The organism is Planococcus sp. YIM B11945 (genome assembly GCF_050864155.1).
Classification (GTDB): domain Bacteria; phylum Bacillota; class Bacilli; order Bacillales_A; family Planococcaceae; genus Planococcus.
The window spans coordinates 47,495-71,951 of record NZ_JBOZWR010000006.1 but is presented as its reverse complement, the minus strand read 5'-3'; the positions used below and the strand labels follow the sequence as shown (position 1 = coordinate 71,951).

Here is a 24,457-nt window from a genome sequence, read left to right as displayed (position 1 = left end):
CCATTTTTCTGCTAATTGCTTTTCATATTCCCTCATTTTCTTTCGATTAAGCATGCTCTTGAGACAATAGCCTTGCTCATAGCAATATTTGCAAATAATCCGAAACTTTACGCCCTGTCGTTCGTTATTAATAAAGAAGAAACAAAGTGAAAGCAATTCACGAAAGCAGGTGAGGAAATGAGCGAACAACCGATTGTCCAATTAAAAGGGTTATCTAAAACCATTGGCAGTAAAAAAATTATCAAAAATTTAAATTTGGATTTGTACGCCGGGCAAATCACCGGGTTTCTCGGTCCGAACGGTGCTGGGAAAACGACGACGATCCGCATGATGGTCGGATTGATGCGTCCGACCGCAGGAGACGTATTGATCGAAGGCCAATCCATTCAGACGCATTTTGAAGACAGCATCCAAAAAGTCGGCGTCATCGTCGAAAACCCGGAAATGTATAAATACATGACAGGCTACAAAAACTTGCTTCATTTTTCACGGATGCATAAAGGCATCACGAAAGAGCGGATCGACGAAGTCGTCAAGCAAGTCGGAATGCAAAACCGCATCCAGGAAAAAGTCGGATCCTATTCGCTCGGCATGCGGCAGCGCTTAGGTCTTGCGCAGGCTCTCCTCCACAATCCGAAATTTTTGATTTTGGATGAACCGACGAACGGGCTTGATCCGGCAGGGATTCGCGAGTTCCGGCTGTATTTGCAAAAAGTGGCCCGCGAAAGCGGCGTCGCCGTGTTTGTATCCAGCCACCTGTTATCTGAAATTGAATTGCTGTGCGACCGGATTGCGGTCATTCAAAATGGCGAGTTGATCGACATCAAAAACGTCAACGAACTGCATCATTCGCAGTATTTTATTCAAGCAGAGCCGCTCGATTTGGCGAGTGAAGTGCTATCAGGCATCGGCTTCTCTTTTGCGGCATCTGGCAAAGGCTTAATTGTCGATACGGAAGAAGAGCATATTCCAGGAGCGGTTTCGTTGCTCGTAAATGCCGGCGTCAAGATTTATACCGTCCAGCCGCACCGTGAAACGCTTGAAGATCAATTCCTCGAAATGACAGGAGGCGGACAAATTGCTGAAGCTCATACAAAATGAATGGATGAAACTGTGGAGCAAAAAAGCCAGTTGGATCATGGTGGCGCTCTTGGTCGTTATTCTTTTCGGATCAGCCGCCATCACGAAATGGGTCAACTCGACAGCCAATGAAGGCATTGATGAAAGTTGGCAAGACATTGTCGCTGCTCAACTCGAAAACAACCAAGCCATGCTCATGGATCCGAATTTGAGCGAACCCCAAAAAGACTATTACGAAGGCCAAACAGCGATTGCGCAATACCGCTTGGATAACGAGGTGCCGCCTTTTGAATTCACGAGCATGCAGCAAAGTGTCCTCGATGCCCATATGATGCTGTCGATCGTCACCTTATTTACGGTCATTGTCGGCGCCGGCATCATGGCTTCTGAGTTTTCGCAAGGGACCATCAAAATGCTGTTGACGCGCCCCGTCAAAAGATGGAAAATTTTAACGTCAAAATATATCACGACGATGATTTATGCAGTTTTATTGGCCGTCATTACGTTGCTTGCCAGCGCTTTAGCTGGGTTGATTTTTTACGGGATCGGCGATGGAACGTTCCTCGTCTGGAACGGTTCGGAAGTGGCCGAAGGGTCTTATTGGCTGGAAGCGATCAAGTTATCCGCCCTTAGTTTTGCCAGCGTCTGGATTATCGGCACGTTCGCCTTCATGCTCGGCACAGTTTTCCGGTCGAGTTCACTCGCAATCGGCTTGTCGATTTTCTTAATGTTCACAGGCATCCAAATCGTCTTTTTGCTGAGCAATTACGAAATTGTCAAATACTATTTGTTCACCCACACTGATTTGACGCAATATTACACGGGCTTTATGCCAGTTCCGGATATTACGATGACGCTGTCCGTTATCGTGCTGATCGTGTACTTCCTGGTATTCATGGCCGTCAGCTATTGGACATTCGGGCGGCGGGATGTTGCTGCCTAACGCCAAAAGACCACAAGAGCTGGAAAGCTTTTGTGGTCTTTTTTAATGGTTATTCATCCAGGACGCCAATGCGTCAACCACCTGGTTCTGCTGTTCAAGCGGACCGATGGATGCGTCGTTGTCGCCTTTTTGTTTTCCGTAGAGCCCAAACTGCGCATGGTTGCCGCCTGATATTTCAACAAACTCGCTGTCTGCCGGAAGCAGTTTCTTGCTGGCTTCCACATCTTCAAGAGTGGTCAAGCCGTCCCGTTCCGCGTAAATCGACAGCAGCGGCAAACGGCTGCCAGACAAATCAGAGCCCGGATAGGAGCCGAGAAAATAAAGGCCGGCCAGCTTTTCTGAAGGGTCTTCTGCGTACATTGCTGCAGCGACGCCGCCAAGTGAATGGCCGCCTAAAAACCAGCTGGGGACTTCCGGATGCTCATTTATGCCCTCACCCGCTTTGCCAGCCCCCAATATGCCGAAATTCAGCGGAAGCTGTGGAATGGCAACCGCATAGCCTTTTTCGCTCAAGCGTTTGCCAAGATAAGCGTAGGCTTCTTTTTCAACTTTCGCGCCTTGGTACAAAATGAGTCCTTTGCCGTTCGGCGACTCCGGCTGGAAATAAAGGCCCTGCCCGTCCGTTTCCAGTTGTTCCATTGCCACTTCTGCCGTTAACTTATCACTTGGCTCGTAATCAAATTGCGCATAAACGACGAATGCGATCACAGCCACGAGCACCATGGCCAAAATGCCAAACGTTAGGCGAATGATCCATTTTTTCATCGGCTGCTCCTTCTTCCCTTAATAAGCGATTCCAACACGGGTTTGAATAAATTCAAGTGAATCCAGTTGGCTGTATGCAAATTGCGCCGTGTCGCCGACCGTAATTTCTTTGCCGCCTTCGGGAAGAAAATTTGTTTCCGTCCGGTAGTTTCCGCGTGCTTCGCCATCAGGCAAATAAGTCGGGCAGACGATCGTCCATTCAAGACCGGTTTGTTCAAGCAAACGGAAAACCGCCGCGTGTTCTTCTGCGGCAAACGTCAATTTGCGGTTGGAATCCCCGCCTTGAAACCGGAGCATGCCTGGAGTCAGCCGGCTGTTCAATATTCCGGCTGTCCCGATTGTGACAATGCGGCGAATGCCGCGGGAATTCATGGCTTCAACGATAAATGGCATCGCTTCTGCCAGCGTCGTCGTCCGGTCCGTTCCAAGAGCACTGAACACAGCGTCTGCGCCATCTATTGTTTGCTCAATACCTTTTTTATCCCGGACATTCCCGACAATTATGTTCAAGTTTGGATGAGGGGTTAGTTTTTCGGAACGCACGAGCGCCGTCACATGATGCCCATCAAGCAATGCCTGCTCGATGATGCGGCTTCCAACGCGGCCCGTGCCTCCAAATACAGCGATTTTTCTCATTTGAATAAAAAGCCTTTTTTCGCCAAAAATTCACGGATGTCTGTCCGCTGCGGCTTGTTCAAAAAATGCGCCATTTGCTGCGTCCACATAATGGATTTTTGATTCGTGGTGCGGGCTTCGTAATAAGCTGCGATCGTTTTGTCGTATTCCGGAAGCAAGGTTTCGTATTTTGCTTCATCGTAGCTGTTTTCATGCAAAATCGCTTCCACCGGCAAGCGAGGTTTGACTTCATTGCCTTCATTTGGAACGCCAACCGTCAAGCCATAAACCGGGAAAACGCCTTCCGGCAAACCGACCAGTTCGCTGATGGCTTCCATATTGTTGCGCACACCCCCGACATAGCAAATGCCGTAGCCTTTTGATTCGGCAGCCAGCGCCAAGTTCTGCGCCAGTAGGCCAACGTCTGTCACAGCCACAATCAAGTTTTCTGCTTGGTCATAGACCGTTCGTTCGCCTTGCATCGCACCTGCATGAGTTAGGCGGTTAAAATCGGCGCACATCAAAAAGACAGCCCCCGCTCCTTCCATTTGCTGCGGATTGCGCGACAGTTCGCCTAGTTTTTTGCGTTTTTCCGGATCTGTCACCCAAACGATTGAATAAGCTTGCACAAAATGGGAGCTTGCCGCGTGCTGAGCCGCTTCAATCAATTCGCTGACTTCTTCACGCGTCAATTGCTTTTCTTTATAATCACGCACAGATGCGTGGGATTTCATTACGTTGATGACCATTGGGTATCGACTCCTTTTTCTCTTTCTTCTATCCTATCAAAAATTTCCGCCCGATACTCTTTCGGTGATTTTTGCTACAATAAATTCAGTAGAGGTGAACTGATTTGAAGTATTTAAAGACCGCTTTATCCGTCGTTTTTTTATTAGTGCTTGGCGGTTTTATTTTTGTCTGGATGCAAAACGAACTGGAATTCAAAGAAGAATTGGAATCACGTCCGCCTCCGTCCGAGCTGCATCCCATTGTTGCCAAAAAACAAGACGAACTGGTGGCAGAAGCGGCCAAAATTGGCATTGCCGTAGTGATTACCGACGATTTCCGTTCCAATGAAGAACAAAACAATTTGCATAGACAAGGGCGCACAACGGAAGGCAATGTCGTCACACACGCAGAAGGCGGAGAATCCTATCACAATTATGGACTCGCCATCGATTACGCATTGCGGCTAGACAACAATGATGTGGTTTGGGATATTGAACGCGATGACAACGGCAATGGAAAAGCTGATTGGTTTGAAGTCGCCGACATCGGCAAAAAACTTGGCTTTTCTTGGGGCGGCGATTGGCGGCGCTTTAAGGATTACCCGCATTTGGAAATGAACTTCGGCTTGTCGATCAGCGAACTGCAAGAAGGCTGGCGGCCGGAAGATGTTGTGGAATAGAAAAAAGAGCGCCCTCAATAGGCGCTCTTTTTTCATTGAATGTTTTTCGTGCAATTTTCGCTGAGCGTGCATATTTTTCGCTGAGCGTGCATATTTTCTCACGAGCGTGCGTATTTTCTCCTGAGCGTGCATATTTCTCGCTGAGCGTGCGTATGCCCACCCACCCTTAAAACTTCTTTTACAATTCCTGCCGCAATGCTTGAATTACGTCAATTTGCGTAGCTTTCCGCGCTGGACGCCAGCCTGAAATCATGGCTACGCCAATGCTGATGGCCGATGCGATGACAACCAACTGCCATGGGATGAGCGAGATGAGAATGCTGACATCACCCATGTCTTCTTCACCAAGTGAACTCACAATGATTATTGGCACAAGCCAGTTGGCGAGCACGCTGATGCCGTAAGAAATGGCCACTGCTAAAATGGTGCCGATGATACCGATTGCCGCACTTTCCATCAAGAACAGCTTCTGGATCAGTTTCGGCTGGGCGCCGATCGCTTTCATGACGCCGATTTCACGCGTCCGTTCGGTTACGGCCATTGTCATCGTATTGAAAATACCGATCGAGGCGATCAAAATCGCAATCGTTCCGACGAAAATCAATCCCGCTTTTAGCGCCAGGAAAAATGTACCCATAGTTTCCAATTCTTCCGTAACCGAATACACGTAATACCCATCGTCTTTCAATGTCTTTGTGATGCCTCCGACATTTTGAAGGTCGTCGGCGTAAACCAAGATCTCACCATAACTTTCTTCAAGACCTAATTTTTCATTGAATACCGGTCCCCATGAATTGTCGATATAGACTTTATTGTTTACAATCCAGTCTTTCCCGGGCTCTTCCATGACACCGGAGACAGTAAAGGTCCAGGTGGCCGGCTCCGTTTCCCCTTCATACGGCGCGAGTTCCAGTTCAAATGTCTGCCCGATAACGCTGCCTGCAAATCCTTTCGGCGTTTCGCCGCCTTCATCTACACTTTTTTGCTCTTCTTCGGTCAATAATGCTTGTGCAAAATGATAGCCGACAAGCACTTCATCTGCCGCTTTTGGCATCGCGCCTTCGGACAATTTCAATCCGGCTTTTTGCTCTTCCTCAAAGTCGACAAGGTTTGATGCGATAAAGCCGCTTCGCTCTCCGATTTTCGCCGTGGCATCTGCATCAGGCGACGTGCGTTTAATAACCGCTTCCACATGCTCCAACTTCCGGATGTCCTGAATTTCTTTATCGCTGACTTTTTCATCCGACGCTTCTTTGCCCGGCACTTGGATTTCCGTCACCATCTGATTGTCCAGCACATCATCTGTGATGGTCTTATGTAAGCCGAACCCGACAGAAGCCAAAATGATCAAGAACGCGCAGCCCATCGTTGCGGCTAAAATGGTGGTCGCTACCCGTAATTTATTGCGTTTCATGTGCTGCCGAATAAAATCAATCTGGTCTTTAAATTGCATGGCGTTTGGCCCCTTTCACCAATTCTCCGTCGTGGAGGCGGTATTGACGATGCGCGACATCGGCAACTTCGTCGTCGTGCGTGATGATGACAAACGTCAGCCCAAGCGTTTGGTTCAATGAGCGAATCAACGCTAAAATGTCTTCTTCCGTTTCCGAATCCAAACTGCCCGTCGGCTCATCAGCCAATAAAATCGGCGGATCCGTCACCAACGCGCGGGCGATGCTGACGCGTTGCTGCTGCCCGCCGGATAGCTCGTTCGGGTAATGGCCGGCCACTTCCGCCAAGCCCACTTTTTCCAGCAATCGCTGCACTTTCGCTTTTCTGTCTTGCACGGCCATCCCTTTGATTTTCAACGGCAATTCCACATTTTCAAAAGCCGTCAATCCCGGCATCAATTGAAAGTTTTGGAAAATGAAGCCGAAGTTCTCTAAGCGGAAATTGGCCATCTCAGCTTCTTTCAAGGTGGCCGTTTCCTGGTTGTTGATTTTGATCGAACCTGATTCTGGACTCATAAAGCCGGCCAGAATATTAAGCAGCGTCGATTTGCCCGATCCGCTTTTTCCGAGAATCGCAACGATTTCCCCTTTGCCCACATGGAGCGTAACGCCTTTTAATACCGGCACGCGGCGCTCTTTTCCTTTTTTGCCAATTGCAAATGTATGCTCTAAATCTTGAATTTCAATCATCTTCTTGCCCTCCCTTTGCTATATGGCCTTAGTATAGCGGCCAATTCTTAACAATTAGCGAGGGCTTTTCTGAAGAAATTCTTAAGAAAGCAAAAAGGGACTCATACCTGAGCCCCTCACGCTTATTTTATTTCTTCAACTGGTTTTCCGGCTTCCACCAATGCGTCATTCCGCATCAGCAATAGCCCTTGAAGCAGCATCAACAAACCCGTGGCGACCAACAGCCATTCAATTTTGATGAAATCCGCCAGCGGTCCAAATAACACCATCCCGAGCGGCATCATGGATGTCGAAATCATCACCAACACGCCAAATACCCGGCCGAGAAAATTCTCTTCGATCTTTTCCTGCAGCAGCACTGTAGAAGGCGTATTAAAATAAGGAATCGCCACGCCGATCACTCCCATGAAAATCAAATAGAACACGAAATTCGGAATGGCTCCGAGTGCCAATGTGCTGATGCCAATAACGAGTGTCGCCAGCGCCATTGTGTGGATTTTATTGCGAAAACCGTGCCAATACGCAATGAGTCCGCCGCCCAGCATCATGCCGAGTGCAAAGGCGATTTCGTTGGCTGTCAGGCGCCACACTTCTTCCCCGAAACTTCTGACCACCAAAAGCGGCGTCAGAAAAGCAGCCGGTGAGATCAATACAAAGAAAACCGCATAAAAGAAAAACAGCTTTTTCACGAACGCGTGGTTTTGGATATAGACAACCCCCGCTTTCATATCGCTGAAATAACTGGCCGTTTGCGCTTCCAATGCTTTCGCATGGAGTTGGACTTCCAAGTAAACCACCAACAGGAAAATGGAAATGGCTGCTGTGATGACATCGATAAAGAAAATGGCCTCAATGGCAGCGAAAGACAACAAAGCGCCGCTGGCAGCAGGCGACACAAGCATAATAAATGCCTGGATGCCGCTGTTGATGCCGTTTACCTGAGTCAATGCCTCAGCCGGTACGATTTGCGGAAGGATGGCTCCCACGGCCGGCGACTGAATGCCCGTCCCTACCGCTCGTATCGCGGAGACCAAAAACAGCAGCCAAATCGCGTCAAATCCCATTAAAAATAAAATCGCCAATACCAGCGTCGAAACAGCCACCAGCGCATCGGCTAACACAATCAGCATTTTCCGGTTATAGCGGTCTGCCCAAACACCCGCAACTGGAGAGAGAATAAAAGCAGGCAAAAATCCACAAATGACGGAAATGGTCATCATGACGCCCGATTGGGTCGTTAAGGTGATATACCAAATGATGGCGTATTGAACCAACGAAGACCCGAACAGCGTTAGGGTCTGTCCAGCTAAAAATAGTGCGATGTTCTTTTTCCATTGTTCATCAAAAACTTTTTTTAGTTTGTTCATGTCGGCTCACCCTTTACTTTGATGTAACTTTGCTGCAGCAAAAAAACATAGGCAAATGCCTATGTTTCAAGTAAATGGCCGTCATGAAAAAATTCAGACGGAAAGTGTTTTCCCATCTATCGAATTTTCACCACTGCTATTAAAATAGACAGACCCGTCCCATTTACTTTGCTTATAAGCAAAGTTTTGATCAGATTTAATTACCGATTCAAAGTTAAGGAACGCAATCTGACTGAGTGCATAATAAACCCTCCGTTTATTAAAGTTACCTCCACCATACCACAAAATACTGAAAATTAAAATAATTCTTCTGACTTTTATGCCGCTTTTCCGTTCAATCTCCGCTGCCCCAAAAACACCACAGCCGCCATCAGCAATAAAACAAAAGGCAGCGTGGCAACTTGAATCTCTTGCCCCGCCTGTAAATGCGTAAATACAGCACCCGCCATGACGAGGATAAGCAACGCACTAAAAATGACAACGAACTGCTTTTTCCAAAAACCGATTAATAAACCAAACGCAGCAATCACTTCAATAACTCCAACCACGTACATAAACCAAATGCCATAGCCGTATATTTCAGTAAACGCTTCCGCTTGCACTGGATCTCCAGCCAGTTTCACAAATCCTGTCATAAAGAACATTACTACCAGCAAACCTTGAAGAATACGGACAATCCATTTCATAGACAGTTGCCTCCCTTTTTCAAGTCTTTTCCGATTGCACCTTGGCTGGTTACTAAAAGTTACCTAGACTATAGCACGGAACACTCGCTTCTACAACACCCGAGTTCAGTTGCCAAAAGCCGGCTTTTGAAGAACAAAAAAATCCGCCTCAGCTTACGAGGCGGACCTTTCTATATCAATTAAGAGTGTTTTAAAAAGTAGAACTTAATACCACTTCGCCTTTCGGCAATTCATTGCCTGCTTGCGGTTCACGGGTGATGGCGATCGTATCCCAGCCTTCATCCGTCTCCTCCATGCTGTGATACACCGCGCCTTCACCGTTTTCACTCGGTGTGAAAGCGCCAGCCGGAACCGGCTTGTCTCCTTTTATCATCCACACTTGATAAACTTCGCTGCTTTCCAAGCCAGCCAATTGATCGGCTTGCACAACGATTTTAAGGGATTCGTCGTCTTTTATCATCGCGGCTGTGGCATTTCCGTCAAACTCTTCGGAAGGCTGCAGCGCTACTTCTTGGATTTCCGGTTGATCGGAGAGCCGCAAAAACGCATATGCGTTGCCGAGCAGCGACAATAAGAGCACAGCGGCGATCATCGGCGTCCACCAACTCCTTTTTATCGGTTTCTTCATTGGAATGGGCGCTTCCGCCGATTTTGGCGCTGCTTTCGGCGTTGAGTCAATTGCCGGTTCTGGAGCTGCTTCATCTTCAAATACATTTGCCAATATCCGTGCTTTCATACCTGAAGGAGGCTCTATTGGTTTAGCAAGGTAAGGGAGCTCACCTGTTGCTTCGATAATTTCTTGGCATTCTTTGCACGTCTTGAGATGCTGTTCAAATTCACGAGCTTCTTTTTCAGTCAATGTTCCATTTAAATAATCTACGAGTTGGTCACAGTTTAGATTCGTCATCCATAGCCCCCCTTTCCTGCACACCGTGCAACGATATCTTTAATTTTTTCAAGGCCAGCCTAATGCGGCTTTTCACGGTTCCGAGCGGAACGTCGCATAAGCTGGATATGGTTTCATGCGTATAGCCTTTAAAATAAAACAGCTGAATCATTTTCTGCTGCTCTTCAGATAAACTAAGCACGGCTGTTTCGATTTCTTCTTTCTTTTCCTGCCATTCTGCAGCGTCTTCCACGGAGGAATCCTGGCTTGCCATATCCCCAATTTCATCCAATGGAACCGATGGCGCTTTTCGCTTACGAATCAAGTCGATGGCCACGTTTTGCGCCATCCGGAACAGCCACGAAGTGAATTTGCCTTTGCTGTCATCATAATCGCCTTTGCCCCGCCAAATTTTGATGAAGACTTCCTGCAAGGCTTCTTCCGCCAAACTTCGGTCCTCGGTCATTTTATAAATAAACGAAAAGAGAATTTTTTCATAGCGGTCGTATAATTGTTCAAGCGCTTCTTTTTCTTTAGCGCGTATTCGCACATAAAGTTCGGAATCCGTGCTTTTCTCCATTTGGGTGCCCCTTTTTCGCATGTCATAGTGCAACCTTACTATAAGTGGAGGCCAAGGAGAATAGTTTTTGTTTCGGCCTCTACTTGTTCAACGTATGGTTTCGCCGTTTAGTTCACTTTTTTGAAGTTTCTTATAGAAGAAAGTCAATTGCAAAAATATTTTTGAAAAAATATGATCTAAACGTGAACCTCCTCCGTTATGTGTGCAAGAAATAAAAAAATGAGGAGTGTTTCAAGATGAAATGGAGAAAAATTTTAGTACCCATATTAGGGGCATCGCTTTTGATTCCAGGAATGGGCGCTACTGCTTTCGCAGATGAAATGCCAAAGACCGACACGACCGGCGCGGAACTTCGTGCAACGCTTGATTCTTTATTATCCGAGCATTATGCACTTGCAGTCGATTCGATGATGAAAATTTACGATGGCGACAAATCAGCCGAAGCAGCTTCTGCTGCGCTTGATGCGAATGCCAAAGACATGGAACCGGTCATCGCATCGGTTTACGGCGAAGAAGGCGGCGCAGCATTCGAAGAAATTTTCGCCAAGCACAATATGGGAACCGGTGAATACGCAATGGCCGTCAAAGAAGGCGACGACGACATGAAAGAAGAAGCACTGGACGAAATTCAATCATTCGTTGATGAAATGGGAACATTCTTAGGAACTGCAACTGAAGGCAATCTTCCAGCGGACGGAGCTAAGCAAGCGCTTCGCCAACACGAAGACTTTGTCCAAAACACATTTGATCTTTATGCAGCAGGCGATTTCGAAGAAGCCTATACTTCTTACCTAGAAGGCTCTAAACAAATATTCGGAGCAGGCAGTGCCATCAGCGGCGCTATCGCTGCTCAATTCCCGGATAAATTTTCCGACCCGAATACGGCAGCTGGCGACTTCCGTTCAACAGTAAACCGCATTGCCGCGGAACATTTTGCTTTGTCTCAACTAAGCATGGCGAAAGGCTTTAACGGAGCAGAAGATTTTGACTTCGCGGATTGGGCACAAGACCAAAACACTGAAGAATTCCGTGCAGCCATTGCTTCAGTCTATGGCGAGGATGCAAGCATGCAGTTTGCGAAACTTTGGAACAACGAACACATTTCAGTGCAAGGCGAACTAGCTGGCGCAACGGCTTCTGAAGATGCTGCAGCAATCGAAAAAGCAACAGATCAGTTAACCAACACATTCGCAACCGACCTGGGCACATTCTTGAACATGGCAACCGAAGACCGCATGCCTTTAGATGAAACCATCGCAGGCATTGCCGCTCATGAAACATCCGTAATTGCTGCTTTCAGCCAGTACGCTTCTGAAGATTTTGAAGCATCTTACGAAACATACCGTTCAGGTTACGCGATTGCCTTTGAAATTGGCAAAGGATTAAGCGGAGCCATTGTGGATCAATTCCCTGAAAACTTCCAAACTGCAACACCAGAAAAAATGCCAAAAACCGGTTTGGGCGGAACAGCTAACGAATCAAACACAATGGTGCTTTGGGTTACCTTAAGCGCATTGATCTTGATGGCTGCTGGAACTGTAACGCACCGCCAAAGAAAACAACAATAAAGGAATGACAGAGAGAGCCTTGCGCTCTCTCTATTATCGTTGAAGGGAGAGTGGAAAAATGAAGCAGTTTTTGACAATGGGCATCGCTTTGTTTTTATGCGCTACACTGTTTTTTATTTTAAAGCCGCTGGCAAACAACTCAACAGCCGAAAAAAGCACTCAATCAACCGAAACACGTGAAGTGAAAAGTTCCGGCGATGCAGCCGATAAAATTGCCGAATTTCCCATTCTTCCAAAACAACGCGAAAAGCTGGAAGAAATTCAACGGCAGCGCCAGCAAAGCATCCGTGGAATGGAACCGGTGCACATCGAAATTCCTTCGATTGAGGTTGATGCTGCTATCCAGCCGACAGGCGTATTAGAAAACGGTGAAATGGGCGTTCCCGATGCGATTGAAGAAGTGGGTTGGTTTGAACCTGGATTTCTTGCGGGTGCGCTCGGGCATGCCGTCTTAGCGGGCCATGTCGACAGCAAAACCGGTCCTGCTGTGTTTTATGAATTAAAGAATGTGAAAATCGGCGACCAAGTCGAGTTAACGGATGCAACCGGCAGAAAAATGGTTTTCGAAGTGAAAAAAGTGACCAGTTATGCAACAGACAAAGCTCCGATTGAGGAAATCTTCGGGAAATCCCAACAGCGCATGATCAATTTGATCACGTGCACCGGGAATTTCAACCGGGATATCGGTTCGCACGAAGAACGGCTAGTGGTATCGGCTGAACTCGTTTCCGATACTGATTTAAAAGAAGCGATTCCCGAAGCTCCAACCAACGTTGCCTTAACGGCTTATTCAATTTCTTGGCATGCCGTCCGCGACGACGCGATTATCGGCTACCGGATTTACGAACAAGATTTAAAGAGCGGAAAAACAACGAAATTACAAACTGTTTCTTTGTTTGACCGCAAACAAGTGGAAATTACCACGGAACCGGACAAACGTTATTTTGTCTCATCTGTAGACGTTGGTTTGAACGAATCCGAAAAAATGGAAGCCAACTGAAAAACGCCCGCAGCCTGTAAAAAGGCTGCGGACGTTTTTTCGTTGATTCGTTTTATTGCCCTTTTGCCCAGGCGATGCGCGGGTCGATTTGCCGCGACATCCGGACCATGACCGGTTTGAAGCCCATGCGCGGCCAGAAATAAGAAGCCAAGTGATTGGGGGTGTGCCAATCCGCATAAACAAATTCAAATCCTGCCTTTTTCATTTCCGCGAAACAGTGGTTGGCAAGCGACCTGCCGACGCCTCTTCCCCGCATATCCGGGTTTGTTGAAGCTGCCGGCAGTTCTGCACAATTTGCCGGCGCCACCAAACTCAGCGGCTCGTTTTTTGGAAAGTAAACATGGAACCCCGCAATACGTTCTCCTTGTTCGGCAAGCCAGACAAACGCCTCTTTATCTTCCGACAAAGCTTCATAAGCATCTGCAATGCCGCTCATCGTTTCTTTCGTGATGGGCAGCCAAGACGGTGCCGATGTCTGATGGATGCTATTCCATACCGCCATTTTCTTTAACAGCGGCGCATCTTCCCTAGTGCCTCTTCTAAATTCTAATTTCGACTCTAGTTCCGGTGGTTGCGGCTCAAACTGCTGCAGCGGCAAAATCGCGTACTTTTGTTCAAAATGAAACGATTGATCCAGCCATTGCTGAACGATGGTTTCATTGCCAAGCGGCGCTTTTAATACATGATGGAAATAGCCATGCTGCACCCACTCGGCTCCTGCATCGGCATACAGCAAACGCAGCAGCCTCGGGTGCTCTTTTTCGCCGATGGCAATCGCTTCATAGTCCATCCACACATAGCGTCCGCGCTCTGCATCTTCTTTGAATTCATACAGCAAATACCCGATCACTTCGATTCCCCTAGTGGCAACGATGCCATTTGAATAAGGGCGTTTCAACAGATCCCGTATGACGTTTTCGGCATCATCAATTTCTTCAAAGTTGGCAGGAAGAAACGGGAAAGTTTTTCGCTCCCGTTCGTGCCTTTTGGCCAACAAGGCAGCCATTTGGCGAATATGGCGCTCTTCGGCTCCTATAAATTGAATCATGGCCCTTCACTCCTCTGACTGAAGTTTCACTTCCAGCATCCGGTAATGATCGATTGCCAGTTTTTCGCCGAACCGGATCGGCACCGGTTCCACAAAAATTGGTCCATCAACGATTGTCGTATGAAATTCCCCTTCTTCTCCGCAGGCGTCAATGCCGAGCGATTCCAGTTCATCAATCAGTTCTCGGGTAAACTCGCGCCCCAAAAATCGTTCGTCGACGCGAGTAGTATCGACTACCGTAATGATCGCTTTAAACCCTTCATTCACCAGCTCTTCCAATATCGTTCTTCTTGGTTCTTGCCATAAGGGATGGTTAACGTCCATGTCAGCTGTCGCACTCACTTTTTGAACCCATGCTAAATGGTCTTCCAAATCAATGTCGCCGTATACGCCCATTTCAATGCCCGACTCGCGGAATTTCGTTAATTGGCCAATAAACGCTTCTTCGTAATCGGCCCAATCGGCTTTGCCGACGACAAGCGGCAGCCCCATGCGCTCCGCCTGCGCTTCCATCACTTCCAGCGGCAAACCGTGCGACCGCGATTTGTAACCGTCTTTTTCAAACATCGTAAACAACGCAACCGGGACGTGGCCTTCCAGAACTGCCCGGTAATACGCGAGCGCCGAATCTTTACCGCCGCTCCAGGACATAAAAAATGATTTTTGCATAAAGCACCTCTTTTATCTAATCGTTCTTCTTGTACCTTCTTCGACAGCCGGCGAATAAATTCCTTTGTCTCTCCGGATGCACTCGTTTCATCAAGAGTTTCAGCCTCTTAATTGATTTATTTGCGGAAAAGAGGCGTTTGTTTGCAGAATTTGCCGGTTTGTTTGCCGAATGCCTGATTTTATTTGCAGAATAACCGACTTTATTTGCAGAATACTGGAGCTTATTTGCAGAAACCCTGTTTCATATAAAAAAGACGGCTGCTAAGTTCAGCAACCGTCTTTTTTTATTTCATCGTCCTACCATGTTCTTTGGTTTTACCCATTCGTCGAACTGATCGGCTGTTAAATGACCGCTTTCTACTGCAGATTCTTTTAACGTTGTGCCTGCCGCATGTGCTTGCTTGGCGATTGCTGCCGCTTTTTCGTACCCGATGTGCGGATTCAATGCGGTAACAAGCATCAAGGAATTTTTCACGTGGCTTTCGATGACATCCAGGTTCGCTTCGATGCCTACTGCACAGTGTTCGTCAAAGCTGATCAAGCTGTCGCTAAGCAAACGGACTGATTGCAAGAAATTATAGGCAATGACCGGTTTGAAGACGTTCAATTCAAAGTTTCCTTGGCTCGCCGCAAAACCGATTGCCGCGTCGTTGCCCATCACTTGGACCGCTACCATCGTCAATGCTTCACTTTGCGTCGGATTTACTTTGCCTGGCATGATTGAACTGCCTGGCTCGTTTGCAGGAATCGTGATTTCACCGATGCCGCTGCGCGGACCGCTTGCCAGCCAGCGTACGTCGTTGGCAATCTTCATTGCATCAGCCGCAAGTGCTTTGATGGCACCATGCACATAAACCATTTCATCATGGCTTGTCAGTGCATGGAATTTGTTTTCTGCAGAAGTAAACGACGTCCCTACCGCTTCCGCAATAAATTCTGCGACCGATGGGCCGAATGTCGGATCGGCGTTAATGCCGGTTCCTACTGCTGTCCCGCCGATTGCCAATTCACGCATTTCTTCGACGCTCGCACGAATCATTCGCTCGCTTTTCTCTAACATGTGCTTCCAGCCGCTGATTTCTTGGCCCAATGTTAATGGCGTCGCATCTTGCAAATGCGTACGGCCGATTTTGATGATGTTATCAAATTGCTCGGATTTCTGAGCTAATGTCGCTTTCAGTTTTTGGATGGCCGGAATCAAGTTGTCGGTAACTGCCAAAACGCCCGCTACATGCATCGCTGTCGGGTATGTATCGTTTGAACTTTGGGACATGTTGACGTCGTCGTTCGGGTGCAACTTTTCTTCTGATGACTGCTCCGCCAAAATTTCATTTCCGCGGCGCGCCAATACTTCATTCATGTTCATATTGGATTGTGTGCCGCTTCCCGTTTGCCAAACCACCAATGGGAAATGGTCGTTCCATTTGCCTTCGATGACTTCGTTTGCAGCTGCTTCGATCGCTTTCATTTTTGCTTCAGACAATTTACCGAGTTTGTGGTTCGCTTTTGCCGCGGCTTTTTTCAATTGAGCAAATGCCATGACAACTTCATGCGGCATGCGTTCGGTTCCGATGGCAAAGTTTTGGACGCTGCGCTGTGTTTGCGCGCCCCACATTTTGTCAGCTTCAACTTGAATTTCACCAATGGTATCTTTCTCTGTACGATATTGCATTCCATTCACTCCAATTCATATGTCTCTGTAGCCTTCTCTTCTATTAAACACAAGCAGGCGAAAAAAAGCGACCTTTCTCTCGAAAAATCGCTAGTTTTGCTGCAGGAAATAGCCTTCAATAATTTCTTCGTCTGAATGAGGGATGTTTTCCCCTTTTATGATTTGCGCTCCGTTGATGCAGCCGCCTGACAATAAAATAATATCGTTTGGACCACTTTCTTTTAACGCCGCCAAGACGCCTTCACGCCGAGTCGGCGCCGTCAGCACTTCCTGCTTGTATGGCAATGAAAAGCCTTTTAGCACTTCTTCAATGACACTTTCAGGCTCCATATATCCCGGATGGTCAACAGATACCACCACTAAATCCGCCTTGCCTTCAGCGCTTTTCGCCATTTTTGGCATTTTTGCCAAGTCCCGGATGCCGACTCCCATGATCATGGCAATCAACCGGTTGTGCGGCAGCTTCTTCACTTCCTGCAGCACCAAGTCCAACGCAACTGGGGTATGGGCATAATCGATGATGATTTTGCGGTCTTCCGGTCCGGGAATCACTTGGAAACGCCCTTCTACTTGAGGCATTCTTGAAACGGCGGATAAAATTTGGTCAATGGAAGCATTTGATAATAACGCAGCCCCTATTGCTGCCACTAAATTGGCAACGTTATAGTCTCCAAAAATCGGCACCTTAATGGGATAAACTTGTCCGTTGTAATGCAGATCAAACGCCATGCCGTCTCCATGGCTTTCGCAATTTGTCCAAATTAAATGAGCCCCAGAATCCGTGTGCCGGCTGTACGTCAAATGTTCGTAATCCACCACGTCCAAAATTTCTTTCGACATGCCTTGGTCGTCAATGTTGATGACTGCTGTTTTGGCTTGCGTGAACAATTGAAGTTTGGAAGTCAAATAATGGGAAAATTCCTTATGGTATTCCATATGTTCTTCAGAAATATTGGTATGAATCGCCACATCAAAGACGATGCCTTCCACACGCTTTTGGTCCAAAGCGATTGACGACACTTCCATCGAAGCTGCTTGGTCCCCGACAGCGACTAAATCTGAAAACACTCTGTGGATGTCAGAAGAAATAGGGGTAGTAGGCGTGCTTTTTTTATAGGTAATTTTACCTGAAGAGTTGTAAATCCCCGTCGTACCTAAAAATCCGCATGGAATGCCGATCAAGTTGAAGAGGTTATATACATACGTTGCTGTTGTCGTCTTGCCGTTGGTTCCTGTAACCCCAACTTTAATCAGCTGGTCTTGAGCACCTTTGAAAAAAAGAAGCGAAGTATATGCCAATGCGATGCGGGAATCTTCCACCACCGAAAACGTTAAGGCACCATGCTTTTCAGCGTATTTTTCCAATAAAGGAAGGTCTGATCCTACAATTGCAGAAGCTCCTCTTTCAATCGCTTCTTCAATGTAGAAATGTCCATCCGTATGTTCGCCGGATACGCAAAAGAAGACGGAACCCTCCACCACTTCTTGGGAACTATATACAATGGAACTGATTTCCTGTGTCTTGGGGCCGTAACATGCAATAAGCGAGAGGTTGGGAATTTGGTCGAATTGTATATTCATTGGCTACTCCTTTTAAAAAATTAATCCATCAAATAATGATTTTTATCCTGTCATTACCATTATTCTATCATTTTAACAGAAGACAGAAAACCGTTTCCGATGCCAATAATTTAATATGGCTTTTTTTCGTACTATTCGCCTATTCCAAAAAATCTTCTTTCGAGTCCATAAAAATACAAAAAGGCGCAAAGCTCCAAAGCCTTTGCGCCAAAGTGTGAAGGTTTTTATTCTTTGTTGACGAGTTTTTGATTATCCATTTCATAGCGCAATTGCTCAATGCCCTTGGAATAATCCGTTTTTCCTGTTAAGTTTTCGAGCATTTCCCGCACATCAATGCCCGAAGATTCTTTTAAGGTTTCCTGCAGGGATGCCATCAAATTAGTTGCATATGAAGTGACTTTATTCGCTCCGCCGCCTTCTCCGCTTCCCGTATCCACCACTGTGATTTTATCGATGTTCGCAAGCGGGCTCGCGATTTGTTTCGCATATTCCGGCAACATGTTGACGATCATATCAAGCGTAGCTGCTTGTCCGTACATTTCAAACGCTTCCGCGATTTTGCGTTTTGCTTCCGCCTCCGCCAAACCTTTCAAGCGGATGATATCAGCTTCCGACTCCCCTTGCGCACGCTGCGATTCGGCTTTTGCAAGCCCGTCCAGGCGGATCTTCTCGGCATCTGCTTTTGCCATGGCTTCCACACGGTATTTTTGAGCATCGGCATCAGCCAATTGCTTGGATTTTTCGGCTGCTGCTGCTTGTTCCACCGAGTAGCGGTCCGCATCCGCTTTTTTCTTCACTTCCGAATCATACTGGCGTTCGCGGCGCTGAATTTCTTTTTCTTCCAGCTCGATTTGTTTCTGGCGCTCGATAATTTTGATCTGCATTTCCTGTTCCACAACTTCTTGTTTGGAGCGGGCGGTTTCAAGTTCGTACGCTTGATCAGCACGGGCTTTTGCACTGTCTTGCTCGCGCTTGTACTCGGCCACTTTCAATAAGTTCTCTTTTTCGGCTTCCGCGATTTCAGTAGCACGTTCAATTTCTGCACGTTGGGCATCTTTGCCGGCTTCTGCGCGTTTGATGCGTGTTTCCATTTCCGACTCTGCAGTTGCAATGTCAGCGTCGCGCTTCACTTGGGCAATACGCGCTTTCCCAAGAGAATCCAAATAGCCGTTTTTGTCCCGGACATCTTTAATCGTAAACGAAACGATAATCAAGCCCATTTTCGCCAAATCGTGTGAAGCAACTCGCTGCACTTCTTGGGAAAATTTATCGCGGTTTTTATAAATTTCTTCGACTGTCATCGACCCTAAGATTGAGCGCAAATGCCCTTCAAGCACTTCTTTCGCTTCGTTTTCCCGGTCTTCTTTTGATTTCCCAAGGAATTGCTCAGCAGCTGTAGCAATTTCAGAAATCGAGCCGCCGATTTTGATAATGGCTGTTCCATCTGCCATTACCGGCACGCCTTGTTCCGTATAAACTTCAGGCGTGGTCACTTCCAATTTGCTCGACAATAAACTTAGCGGCGCCGCTTGTTGGAAAACCGGCAGCAAGAACGTCCCGCCGCCTCGAATGATTTTAATGCGATTGCCCGAATCATCGGTGTGGACATTCTTAGACCCCAGATAACTCCCCGTGACGATCAATGCTTCATCCGGTCCCACCGTCTTATATTTTGTGATATAAACCCCGATAATCGCCAATATCACAAATGCTGCTATTCCTGCTGCAATCAAACCCGCTCCTATTTCCATTTCCATTTCCATTCCCCCATTCAATTTGTTGTGTTAAAACTTACCGGCTCATACTCTCTGACATACAGCGTACTGTCGCGCACTTCTATAATGAGCACTTGCTGGTCTTGCCCAATCGCTTCGTTGTCAAATCCCGCTGCCCGCTTGGCGATCATTCCCCCGTAGGTTTCCAACGCCACTTCTCCGTAGCCATCAACGGGAATCGGGATGATGACGCGTGCCACTTGGCCAAGCAGCGATTCATCGGTATAAGCGATGGACGCTTCAGCCGAAGATAATGGCAATAGCACAAAGAAATAAAGCAAAAAATCCAATAACACCGCTATCGCCACGGACATGCCGATGATTGCCAAGCTGTCGATTCCTGTAAGTGTTTCAAGCAAAAAACCAGCTGCGGCTGCCAAAGTGAAAAATGCCAAAATCACTGTCGGATTAAAAAACGGAATCGCATCTCCTCCATCAGCAATGTCGCCAAAAAACACGTAAAGCACTGTTATGGCACCGGCAATAATGAGGATGTACATATACAGCTGCTCCATGGCGAGCCCAAAGAGTTCCATTCCAACACCTCCCATTCCAGTAAGTTATTTTCCATACTTAATTTACGGACAAAAACGAATAAAGTTTCAGAATCTTTCATAAAAATAAAAAAACCCATTCTTTTTACAGAACGGGTTTTGCAAATTGGAATTCATGAAAGCCGCGGACCAGTTGAAAACCGATTCCTACGTAGCCGTCTTTTAATAATTCGCGCTGTTTGTCGTAATCGTCCAGTTTGACGGTAACGTATTCAGTGTAGCGCAGCGGCGGATTTTTCAAGTCTTTTACGCAAATATAGCGCTTCATGCCATTGTATTTTATTTTCATTGCTTGAATATACATGTGCTGTGAAAATTTATCTTTTAAACTCGGAATATTCATCGGTGCGACGGTGCAGCAGACATAACGAAAATCTCCTTTTAAATCCGGCATGTCTTTCATAATCACTTCCGCCAAAGTTTGTTGAAGGCGATTTCCTCTGTACTCAGGAAGGACAGCGGAGATTTCCTGATAAATCACTTTCGGCAATTCATCTTCCCCCAGCCCAATATCCCTTCCTAAATGCTCTTCATCAATCTCCGGAATCAACAATGCGCGAAAGCCGATCAACTGCTCATCCGCAAATGCGCCCACTACTAACCCGCGTTCATTCAGAATAAACAGGAATTCTTCAGTCGACAACGGCTGAAGCACTTCTTTTTCCGCAAGCGATGCAATGACTTTTTTTTGCACTTCTTCTATTGCGGGAAGGTCTTCCAAATAAAGCCGTTTTATATGCATAGGCAGCTTTTTATGAAGCACTTGGTTAGTAATCGCTCCTTCATATAAGAACTCCATCGTGCATTCTCCTAATCTTCTTTTTATCTATTTTATATTTAAAGCATACCACTTCCCTATAAAACCGTCTGCTCGTTCCGCAATTTTTTATCCGCTTTTCCGTTTTTTTATTAGGCGAAATCAATGAAGCGAGCGCCGGCCATTTTTCATAAATCCATCTATTTGTTTTTGATTAAGCAAGGCAATGGCCACATTTCCCGTTTTTTGCTGCCGGAACTCTTGGAGGCGCCTTTTCATTTTGACTTTTCTCGAACTGTAAGTGAAGACGATGAATTTTAAAAAATCAAGATCCATTTTTTCCGGGCAGCCTGCTCCCATATCCGGACGCGTCTTGCCTCGGTTAGCCAACCAGCGCTTTAGTACACGGTACAAACAAACGGAAAGCGGCAGTTCGAGGTAAATGATGGTATCTGCTTCAGCCATCCGCAAATGAAAGGTTTCAGAGTAATTTCCTTCTATAATCCATTTGTCTTTTTTTACGATTGCTCGTTGGGCATTTTCAAACTCTTTCGGCTTTGCCTCTACCCATCCCGGCTTCCAGTGATAAGAATCCAAATGGAAAACGGGCAAGCCAAGTTCTTTTCCAAGTATTTTAGCAAACGTGGATTTTCCCACACCGGCGGATACACCAATCACCATCACCTTTTCCATAGCGCTTTTCCTCCTAATTCTTTCACTAAACTACTTATTAATATAAACGATATATTAATTGCCAAGAAGAATATTCACATATCGCTTGCAATCTTGTAAAAGCCATGTTATTCTAAGGAAGAATTATTTTTGTTCGGATAACTTTTTACAAAGTGTCAGATGTATATCTGCAAGATTTGAGCAAGGATAGTAATACAATGTATGTTTAGGCATACGAGGAGGAAACACACATGGAACACGGTAAAGTAAAATGGTTTAACTCAGAAAAAGGATTTGGCTTCATCGAACGCGACGGTGGAGATGACGTATTCGTACATTTCTCTGCAATCCAAAGCGAAGGCTTCAAATCATTAGACGAAGGTCAAGAAGTTACTTTTGACATCGAGCAAGGCCAACGCGGTCTTCAAGCTACTAACGTAGTTAAAGCTTAATCTAAAACCAACTATTTATGAGTCCCTCTTCGGAGGGGCTCATTTTTTTGTTCTTTTTTATACCATATAAAAAAAGCGCAGCCTTCGCTGCACTTCTCCATTTTACTTCATCTATTTGTGTTCGTTATTGTTTAGGATTCACTATAAAATAAAGCTTGAATACCAAGAAAATCAAAATACATGCCACAACAGTGCCAATGGCTATAAAAAGCGCCAATTTTTTGCCGTTCATGCCCTCACTCCTTCTGTTCTAATCTGCTTTCAGGAATTGCCCTTCTATTAATTTCATCGCTTCCGATGCACCAGTGCTTTTGTTTGAAAGGATCGTCAAAATGCTGCCGTCTTTCGGATAAAATGCTGAATGAAAAGAAACTCCTGGATCATAACCCATCAAATGGTATTTAACCACCGACTCGTTCTCCGTTTGGATCCATACACCATAGCCATATCCTTCACTTTCAAGTGCAACGTGGGCAGTCAACAGGCTTCGCGTCATCTCTTCTGACAACAGCGTATAATCCATCAACCGCTCCCAAAAAAGCAGCATATCGTTCGCTGTCACAAAAGCACCTCCATCTGCACCGCCTTGAATCGGAATTGCATACTGGTTCGTCCGCCACGCGCCGTCTTCTTCAATATAGCCATAAGCGGTTTGTGCCGGCAAGCGGTCCAGTGAAAAATAGCCGGACTCGTTCATGTCCGCCCGCGTAAAAATCCGTTCCTCTACTGCGTTTATAAACGCCATGCCTGTTAGTTTTTCAATGACGAGCCCCAACGCAATAAACCCAGCATTATTGTATTGGAATTTCTCCCCCGGCTCAAACTGCATCGGCCGGTTTTGAAAAAGCGGCAAAAAATCCGAGGGCGTCTTCATTAAATACATCGGGTGCTCTGTCCATACTTGTTCAAACCCACCTGCTGCTTCTTCATCAAAATAGTCCGGAATGCCGGATGTGTGCGTCAGCAATTGATGGATGGTGACTTCAAAATTTGGAAATGCTTTCGGCAGCAGCTCAGATAACTTGGCTTCAAACGTTAATTTCCCTTCTTCCACGAGCTGGCAAATAGCAATCGCTGTGAAGATTTTGCTGCCTGAAGCGATGCCAAACCGGCTGTCCACTGTGTTGGGCCGGTTATTGGAACGATCCGCCAGCCCTTTTGCCATCGACCAAGTTTCCCCTTTTTTCAACAGCGCAACTCCGGAGAATGCCATTTCTTCTAATTGATCGGAAATGGGGTTGGCTGCTTCCGACTGGCGAAATAGCCCTTCTTCCGTAATTTCAATTTGCCGGCCATCGTTAAGTTCAATGAGCAGCGGGTGCGTCTCGCTTTTTCGTTTTGAAAAATACCATGTGCGTTTTGGCGGAACGAGAATCAGGAACGTGTCACCGGCACCTAAAAAATTCAATGAGTCCGCATCGATGCCTTTATTGCCACGAACCGGAATCTCCATGTTCTCCAGCTGGCTGCCCACGTCTTTGACGAATGGCGTCGTGATGCTCATTTCACTGATGTCCAGCAGCGAATCCACGCTAAAGTCGCCCAGCCGGTCGATATTGCGCCGTGCAATAAATTCAATGATGTTGCCCGCGGGATCTTCGAAATAAAACGCATCCGCATTAAAATTGGCGTAATACATTTCATCCATGCCGTCTTGCAGGTTTAACGCTACACGGGAAGTTGCCCAGCCTTTTGCGAGCGTAAACTGATTGCCAGGAATATTAAAAGCAAAATGATAAAAAGCATCGCGGTCCGATTCTTTGAAAATCAGCTGGGAAGCACCGATTGCCAGCACAAAGCTAGTATCATCTTCTTCCATAATGCGAAAACCCAGTTGGTATTCATAAAATCCTTTGAGTTCTTCTAATCGATTTGTGTATAAGGTCACTTTTTTGAACATGTCCTCACCCCTTATGACAAGCATACCGAAATTTATTGGGATTTACCTCTTTTAAAAGAATAAGAAATCATAAATTTTCCATGGGCGCTTTTCTTTTGTCTAGTCTCCAGTGCCTAGCTCTTCGGGTCATAAGCCAGCTCGGTTGTACGGGCAAAGAGCGCCGCTTCGGCAGATCGCCTTACGCCTGTCGAACCTAAACGGCCGTTTCTTCTTTTCTTATTTTCCAGCCCCTCGAGGTCGTGGTCTGCCTTGCTGACAATGGCAGAAAACGCCATTGCCTTCACGTCCTCCAGCGCTTGTCGGGGCTTAAACGGGCGCTTGCGCTTTTCTATCCAAAA

At 46.5% G+C, this 24,457-nt stretch carries 25 protein-coding genes and 1 pseudogene; 6 read left to right on the top strand and 20 right to left on the bottom strand.

What is annotated here, in order from left to right; all coding sequences use genetic code 11:
- The first annotated feature begins 177 nt into the window (after nucleotides 1-177).
- Together ACRRQV_RS12875 and ACRRQV_RS12870 are read left to right on the top strand one after the other, a co-directional pair.
- Nucleotides 178-1,101, top strand: coding sequence for an ABC transporter ATP-binding protein (locus ACRRQV_RS12875; protein WP_432531486.1), 924 nt, complete (start codon nucleotides 178-180; stop codon nucleotides 1,099-1,101).
- Complete coding sequence (locus ACRRQV_RS12870; protein ID WP_432531484.1) at nucleotides 1,079-2,023, top strand: ABC transporter permease subunit; 945 nt, start codon at nucleotides 1,079-1,081, stop codon at nucleotides 2,021-2,023. Before ACRRQV_RS12875 ends, ACRRQV_RS12870 begins: the two co-directional genes overlap by 23 nt.
- 42 nt (nucleotides 2,024-2,065) lie before the next feature.
- On the opposite strand, the gene ACRRQV_RS12865 is transcribed toward ACRRQV_RS12870, so the two are convergent.
- From ACRRQV_RS12865 to ACRRQV_RS12855, 3 genes are read right to left on the bottom strand one after another with little or no spacing between them, the layout of a single operon-like run.
- Nucleotides 2,066-2,788, bottom strand: coding sequence for an alpha/beta hydrolase (locus ACRRQV_RS12865; RefSeq protein WP_432531482.1), 723 nt, complete (start codon nucleotides 2,786-2,788; stop codon nucleotides 2,066-2,068).
- 18 nt (nucleotides 2,789-2,806) lie between these two features.
- Nucleotides 2,807-3,424, bottom strand: coding sequence for an NAD(P)-dependent oxidoreductase (locus ACRRQV_RS12860; protein ID WP_432531480.1), 618 nt, complete (start codon nucleotides 3,422-3,424; stop codon nucleotides 2,807-2,809).
- Nucleotides 3,421-4,152 carry an NADPH-dependent oxidoreductase gene (locus ACRRQV_RS12855; protein WP_432531478.1) on the bottom strand — a complete coding sequence of 244 codons (732 nt, stop codon included), beginning with the start codon at nucleotides 4,150-4,152 and terminating at the stop codon, nucleotides 3,421-3,423. The genes ACRRQV_RS12860 and ACRRQV_RS12855 overlap by 4 nt, the downstream gene beginning before the upstream one ends.
- 104 nt (nucleotides 4,153-4,256) lie before the next feature.
- Between ACRRQV_RS12855 and ACRRQV_RS12850 the strand changes: the two genes are divergently transcribed.
- The gene (locus ACRRQV_RS12850) at nucleotides 4,257-4,811 is read left to right on the top strand and encodes a M15 family metallopeptidase (protein WP_432531476.1); all 555 of its coding nucleotides are present in this window, start codon (nucleotides 4,257-4,259) and stop codon (nucleotides 4,809-4,811) included.
- A gap of 178 nt (nucleotides 4,812-4,989) precedes the next feature.
- On the opposite strand, the gene ACRRQV_RS12845 is transcribed toward ACRRQV_RS12850, so the two are convergent.
- The 6 genes from ACRRQV_RS12845 to ACRRQV_RS12820 form a co-directional block, all read right to left on the bottom strand.
- Nucleotides 4,990-6,264, bottom strand: coding sequence for an ABC transporter permease (locus ACRRQV_RS12845; RefSeq protein WP_432531474.1), 1,275 nt, complete (start codon nucleotides 6,262-6,264; stop codon nucleotides 4,990-4,992).
- Nucleotides 6,254-6,952 carry an ABC transporter ATP-binding protein gene (locus ACRRQV_RS12840; protein ID WP_432531472.1) on the bottom strand — a complete coding sequence of 233 codons (699 nt, stop codon included), beginning with the start codon at nucleotides 6,950-6,952 and terminating at the stop codon, nucleotides 6,254-6,256. Before ACRRQV_RS12840 ends, ACRRQV_RS12845 begins: the two co-directional genes overlap by 11 nt.
- A gap of 122 nt (nucleotides 6,953-7,074) precedes the next feature.
- Nucleotides 7,075-8,319, bottom strand: a complete 1,245-nt coding sequence (locus tag ACRRQV_RS12835; protein ID WP_432531470.1) for an MFS transporter — start codon at nucleotides 8,317-8,319, stop codon at nucleotides 7,075-7,077.
- 317 nt (nucleotides 8,320-8,636) lie between these two features.
- The gene (locus tag ACRRQV_RS12830; RefSeq protein WP_432531468.1) at nucleotides 8,637-9,005 is read right to left on the bottom strand and encodes a DoxX family protein; all 369 of its coding nucleotides are present in this window, start codon (nucleotides 9,003-9,005) and stop codon (nucleotides 8,637-8,639) included.
- A 190-nt stretch (nucleotides 9,006-9,195) separates the two neighbouring features.
- The gene (locus tag ACRRQV_RS12825; protein WP_432531466.1) at nucleotides 9,196-9,912 is read right to left on the bottom strand and encodes an anti-sigma factor; all 717 of its coding nucleotides are present in this window, start codon (nucleotides 9,910-9,912) and stop codon (nucleotides 9,196-9,198) included.
- Complete coding sequence (locus tag ACRRQV_RS12820; protein ID WP_432531464.1) at nucleotides 9,893-10,471, bottom strand: RNA polymerase sigma factor; 579 nt, start codon at nucleotides 10,469-10,471, stop codon at nucleotides 9,893-9,895. The genes ACRRQV_RS12825 and ACRRQV_RS12820 overlap by 20 nt, the downstream gene beginning before the upstream one ends.
- 236 nt (nucleotides 10,472-10,707) lie before the next feature.
- Between ACRRQV_RS12820 and ACRRQV_RS12815 the strand changes: the two genes are divergently transcribed.
- Together ACRRQV_RS12815 and ACRRQV_RS12810 are read left to right on the top strand one after the other, a co-directional pair.
- Nucleotides 10,708-12,039: a hypothetical protein gene (locus tag ACRRQV_RS12815; RefSeq protein ID WP_432531462.1), complete on the top strand. Its 1,332-nt coding sequence runs from the start codon at nucleotides 10,708-10,710 to the stop codon at nucleotides 12,037-12,039.
- Between the two features lie 58 nt (nucleotides 12,040-12,097).
- Nucleotides 12,098-13,039, top strand: coding sequence for a sortase domain-containing protein (locus tag ACRRQV_RS12810; protein WP_432531460.1), 942 nt, complete (start codon nucleotides 12,098-12,100; stop codon nucleotides 13,037-13,039).
- Nucleotides 13,040-13,091: 52 nt separating this feature from the next.
- Here ACRRQV_RS12810 and ACRRQV_RS12805 read toward each other — a convergent pair whose 3' ends face one another.
- The 8 genes from ACRRQV_RS12805 to ACRRQV_RS12770 all read right to left on the bottom strand — a co-directional run bounded on the left by ACRRQV_RS12805 (nucleotide 13,092) and on the right by ACRRQV_RS12770 (nucleotide 21,788).
- Nucleotides 13,092-14,087, bottom strand: a complete 996-nt coding sequence (locus ACRRQV_RS12805) for a GNAT family N-acetyltransferase (protein ID WP_432531458.1) — start codon at nucleotides 14,085-14,087, stop codon at nucleotides 13,092-13,094.
- Between the two features lie 6 nt (nucleotides 14,088-14,093).
- The gene (locus tag ACRRQV_RS12800) at nucleotides 14,094-14,756 is read right to left on the bottom strand and encodes a diphthine--ammonia ligase (RefSeq protein WP_432531456.1); all 663 of its coding nucleotides are present in this window, start codon (nucleotides 14,754-14,756) and stop codon (nucleotides 14,094-14,096) included.
- Nucleotides 14,757-15,045: 289 nt separating this feature from the next.
- The gene (fumC, locus tag ACRRQV_RS12795; protein ID WP_432531454.1) at nucleotides 15,046-16,428 is read right to left on the bottom strand and encodes a class II fumarate hydratase; all 1,383 of its coding nucleotides are present in this window, start codon (nucleotides 16,426-16,428) and stop codon (nucleotides 15,046-15,048) included.
- 90 nt (nucleotides 16,429-16,518) lie between these two features.
- Nucleotides 16,519-18,009 carry a UDP-N-acetylmuramoyl-L-alanyl-D-glutamate--2,6-diaminopimelate ligase gene (locus ACRRQV_RS12790; protein ID WP_432531452.1) on the bottom strand — a complete coding sequence of 497 codons (1,491 nt, stop codon included), beginning with the start codon at nucleotides 18,007-18,009 and terminating at the stop codon, nucleotides 16,519-16,521.
- 224 nt (nucleotides 18,010-18,233) lie between these two features.
- Entirely contained in the window at nucleotides 18,234-19,766 is a 1,533-nt protein-coding gene (locus ACRRQV_RS12785; RefSeq protein WP_432531450.1) for an SPFH domain-containing protein, read from the bottom strand.
- Nucleotides 19,767-19,780: 14 nt separating this feature from the next.
- Nucleotides 19,781-20,320, bottom strand: coding sequence for a hypothetical protein (locus ACRRQV_RS12780; protein WP_432531448.1), 540 nt, complete (start codon nucleotides 20,318-20,320; stop codon nucleotides 19,781-19,783).
- 103 nt (nucleotides 20,321-20,423) lie between these two features.
- Nucleotides 20,424-21,137: a hypothetical protein gene (locus ACRRQV_RS12775; protein WP_432531446.1), complete on the bottom strand. Its 714-nt coding sequence runs from the start codon at nucleotides 21,135-21,137 to the stop codon at nucleotides 20,424-20,426.
- A 120-nt stretch (nucleotides 21,138-21,257) separates the two neighbouring features.
- Nucleotides 21,258-21,788, bottom strand: a complete 531-nt coding sequence (locus ACRRQV_RS12770; protein ID WP_432531444.1) for a topology modulation protein — start codon at nucleotides 21,786-21,788, stop codon at nucleotides 21,258-21,260.
- 230 nt (nucleotides 21,789-22,018) lie between these two features.
- On the opposite strand from ACRRQV_RS12770, the gene ACRRQV_RS12765 reads away from it, so the two are divergent.
- Complete coding sequence (locus ACRRQV_RS12765) at nucleotides 22,019-22,219, top strand: cold-shock protein (protein ID WP_432531442.1); 201 nt, start codon at nucleotides 22,019-22,021, stop codon at nucleotides 22,217-22,219.
- A gap of 250 nt (nucleotides 22,220-22,469) precedes the next feature.
- Here ACRRQV_RS12765 and ACRRQV_RS12760 read toward each other — a convergent pair whose 3' ends face one another.
- The 3 genes and pseudogenes from ACRRQV_RS12760 to ACRRQV_RS12750 form a co-directional block, all read right to left on the bottom strand.
- Entirely contained in the window at nucleotides 22,470-23,432 is a 963-nt protein-coding gene (locus ACRRQV_RS12760) for a serine hydrolase domain-containing protein (RefSeq protein ID WP_432531716.1), read from the bottom strand.
- A gap of 153 nt (nucleotides 23,433-23,585) precedes the next feature.
- Nucleotides 23,586-23,723: pseudogene (locus ACRRQV_RS12755) on the bottom strand (hypothetical protein); the annotation flags it as partial.
- A 509-nt stretch (nucleotides 23,724-24,232) separates the two neighbouring features.
- Entirely contained in the window at nucleotides 24,233-24,394 is a 162-nt protein-coding gene (locus tag ACRRQV_RS12750; protein WP_432531440.1) for a hypothetical protein, read from the bottom strand.
- Nucleotides 24,395-24,457: the final 63 nt, after the last annotated feature.

Coding starts and splice junctions, on each gene's coding strand:
- ACRRQV_RS12875 (WP_432531486.1), top strand. CDS start 178: ATGAGCGAACAACCGATTGTCCAATTAAAAGGGTTATCTAAAACCATT.
- ACRRQV_RS12865 (WP_432531482.1), bottom strand. CDS start 2,788: ATGAAAAAATGGATCATTCGCCTAACGTTTGGCATTTTGGCCATGGTG.
- ACRRQV_RS12860 (WP_432531480.1), bottom strand. CDS start 3,424: ATGAGAAAAATCGCTGTATTTGGAGGCACGGGCCGCGTTGGAAGCCGC.
- ACRRQV_RS12855 (WP_432531478.1), bottom strand. CDS start 4,152: ATGGTCATCAACGTAATGAAATCCCACGCATCTGTGCGTGATTATAAA.
- ACRRQV_RS12845 (WP_432531474.1), bottom strand. CDS start 6,264: ATGCAATTTAAAGACCAGATTGATTTTATTCGGCAGCACATGAAACGC.
- ACRRQV_RS12840 (WP_432531472.1), bottom strand. CDS start 6,952: ATGATTGAAATTCAAGATTTAGAGCATACATTTGCAATTGGCAAAAAA.
- ACRRQV_RS12835 (WP_432531470.1), bottom strand. CDS start 8,319: ATGAACAAACTAAAAAAAGTTTTTGATGAACAATGGAAAAAGAACATC.
- ACRRQV_RS12830 (WP_432531468.1), bottom strand. CDS start 9,005: ATGAAATGGATTGTCCGTATTCTTCAAGGTTTGCTGGTAGTAATGTTC.
- ACRRQV_RS12825 (WP_432531466.1), bottom strand. CDS start 9,912: ATGACGAATCTAAACTGTGACCAACTCGTAGATTATTTAAATGGAACA.
- ACRRQV_RS12820 (WP_432531464.1), bottom strand. CDS start 10,471: ATGGAGAAAAGCACGGATTCCGAACTTTATGTGCGAATACGCGCTAAA.
- ACRRQV_RS12815 (WP_432531462.1), top strand. CDS start 10,708: ATGAAATGGAGAAAAATTTTAGTACCCATATTAGGGGCATCGCTTTTG.
- ACRRQV_RS12810 (WP_432531460.1), top strand. CDS start 12,098: ATGAAGCAGTTTTTGACAATGGGCATCGCTTTGTTTTTATGCGCTACA.
- ACRRQV_RS12805 (WP_432531458.1), bottom strand. CDS start 14,087: ATGATTCAATTTATAGGAGCCGAAGAGCGCCATATTCGCCAAATGGCT.
- ACRRQV_RS12800 (WP_432531456.1), bottom strand. CDS start 14,756: ATGCAAAAATCATTTTTTATGTCCTGGAGCGGCGGTAAAGATTCGGCG.
- fumC (WP_432531454.1), bottom strand. CDS start 16,428: ATGCAATATCGTACAGAGAAAGATACCATTGGTGAAATTCAAGTTGAA.
- ACRRQV_RS12790 (WP_432531452.1), bottom strand. CDS start 18,009: ATGAATATACAATTCGACCAAATTCCCAACCTCTCGCTTATTGCATGT.
- ACRRQV_RS12785 (WP_432531450.1), bottom strand. CDS start 19,766: ATGGAAATGGAAATAGGAGCGGGTTTGATTGCAGCAGGAATAGCAGCA.
- ACRRQV_RS12780 (WP_432531448.1), bottom strand. CDS start 20,320: ATGGAACTCTTTGGGCTCGCCATGGAGCAGCTGTATATGTACATCCTC.
- ACRRQV_RS12775 (WP_432531446.1), bottom strand. CDS start 21,137: ATGGAGTTCTTATATGAAGGAGCGATTACTAACCAAGTGCTTCATAAA.
- ACRRQV_RS12770 (WP_432531444.1), bottom strand. CDS start 21,788: ATGGAAAAGGTGATGGTGATTGGTGTATCCGCCGGTGTGGGAAAATCC.
- ACRRQV_RS12765 (WP_432531442.1), top strand. CDS start 22,019: ATGGAACACGGTAAAGTAAAATGGTTTAACTCAGAAAAAGGATTTGGC.
- ACRRQV_RS12760 (WP_432531716.1), bottom strand. CDS start 23,432: ATGGCATTCTCCGGAGTTGCGCTGTTGAAAAAAGGGGAAACTTGGTCG.
- ACRRQV_RS12750 (WP_432531440.1), bottom strand. CDS start 24,394: ATGGCGTTTTCTGCCATTGTCAGCAAGGCAGACCACGACCTCGAGGGG.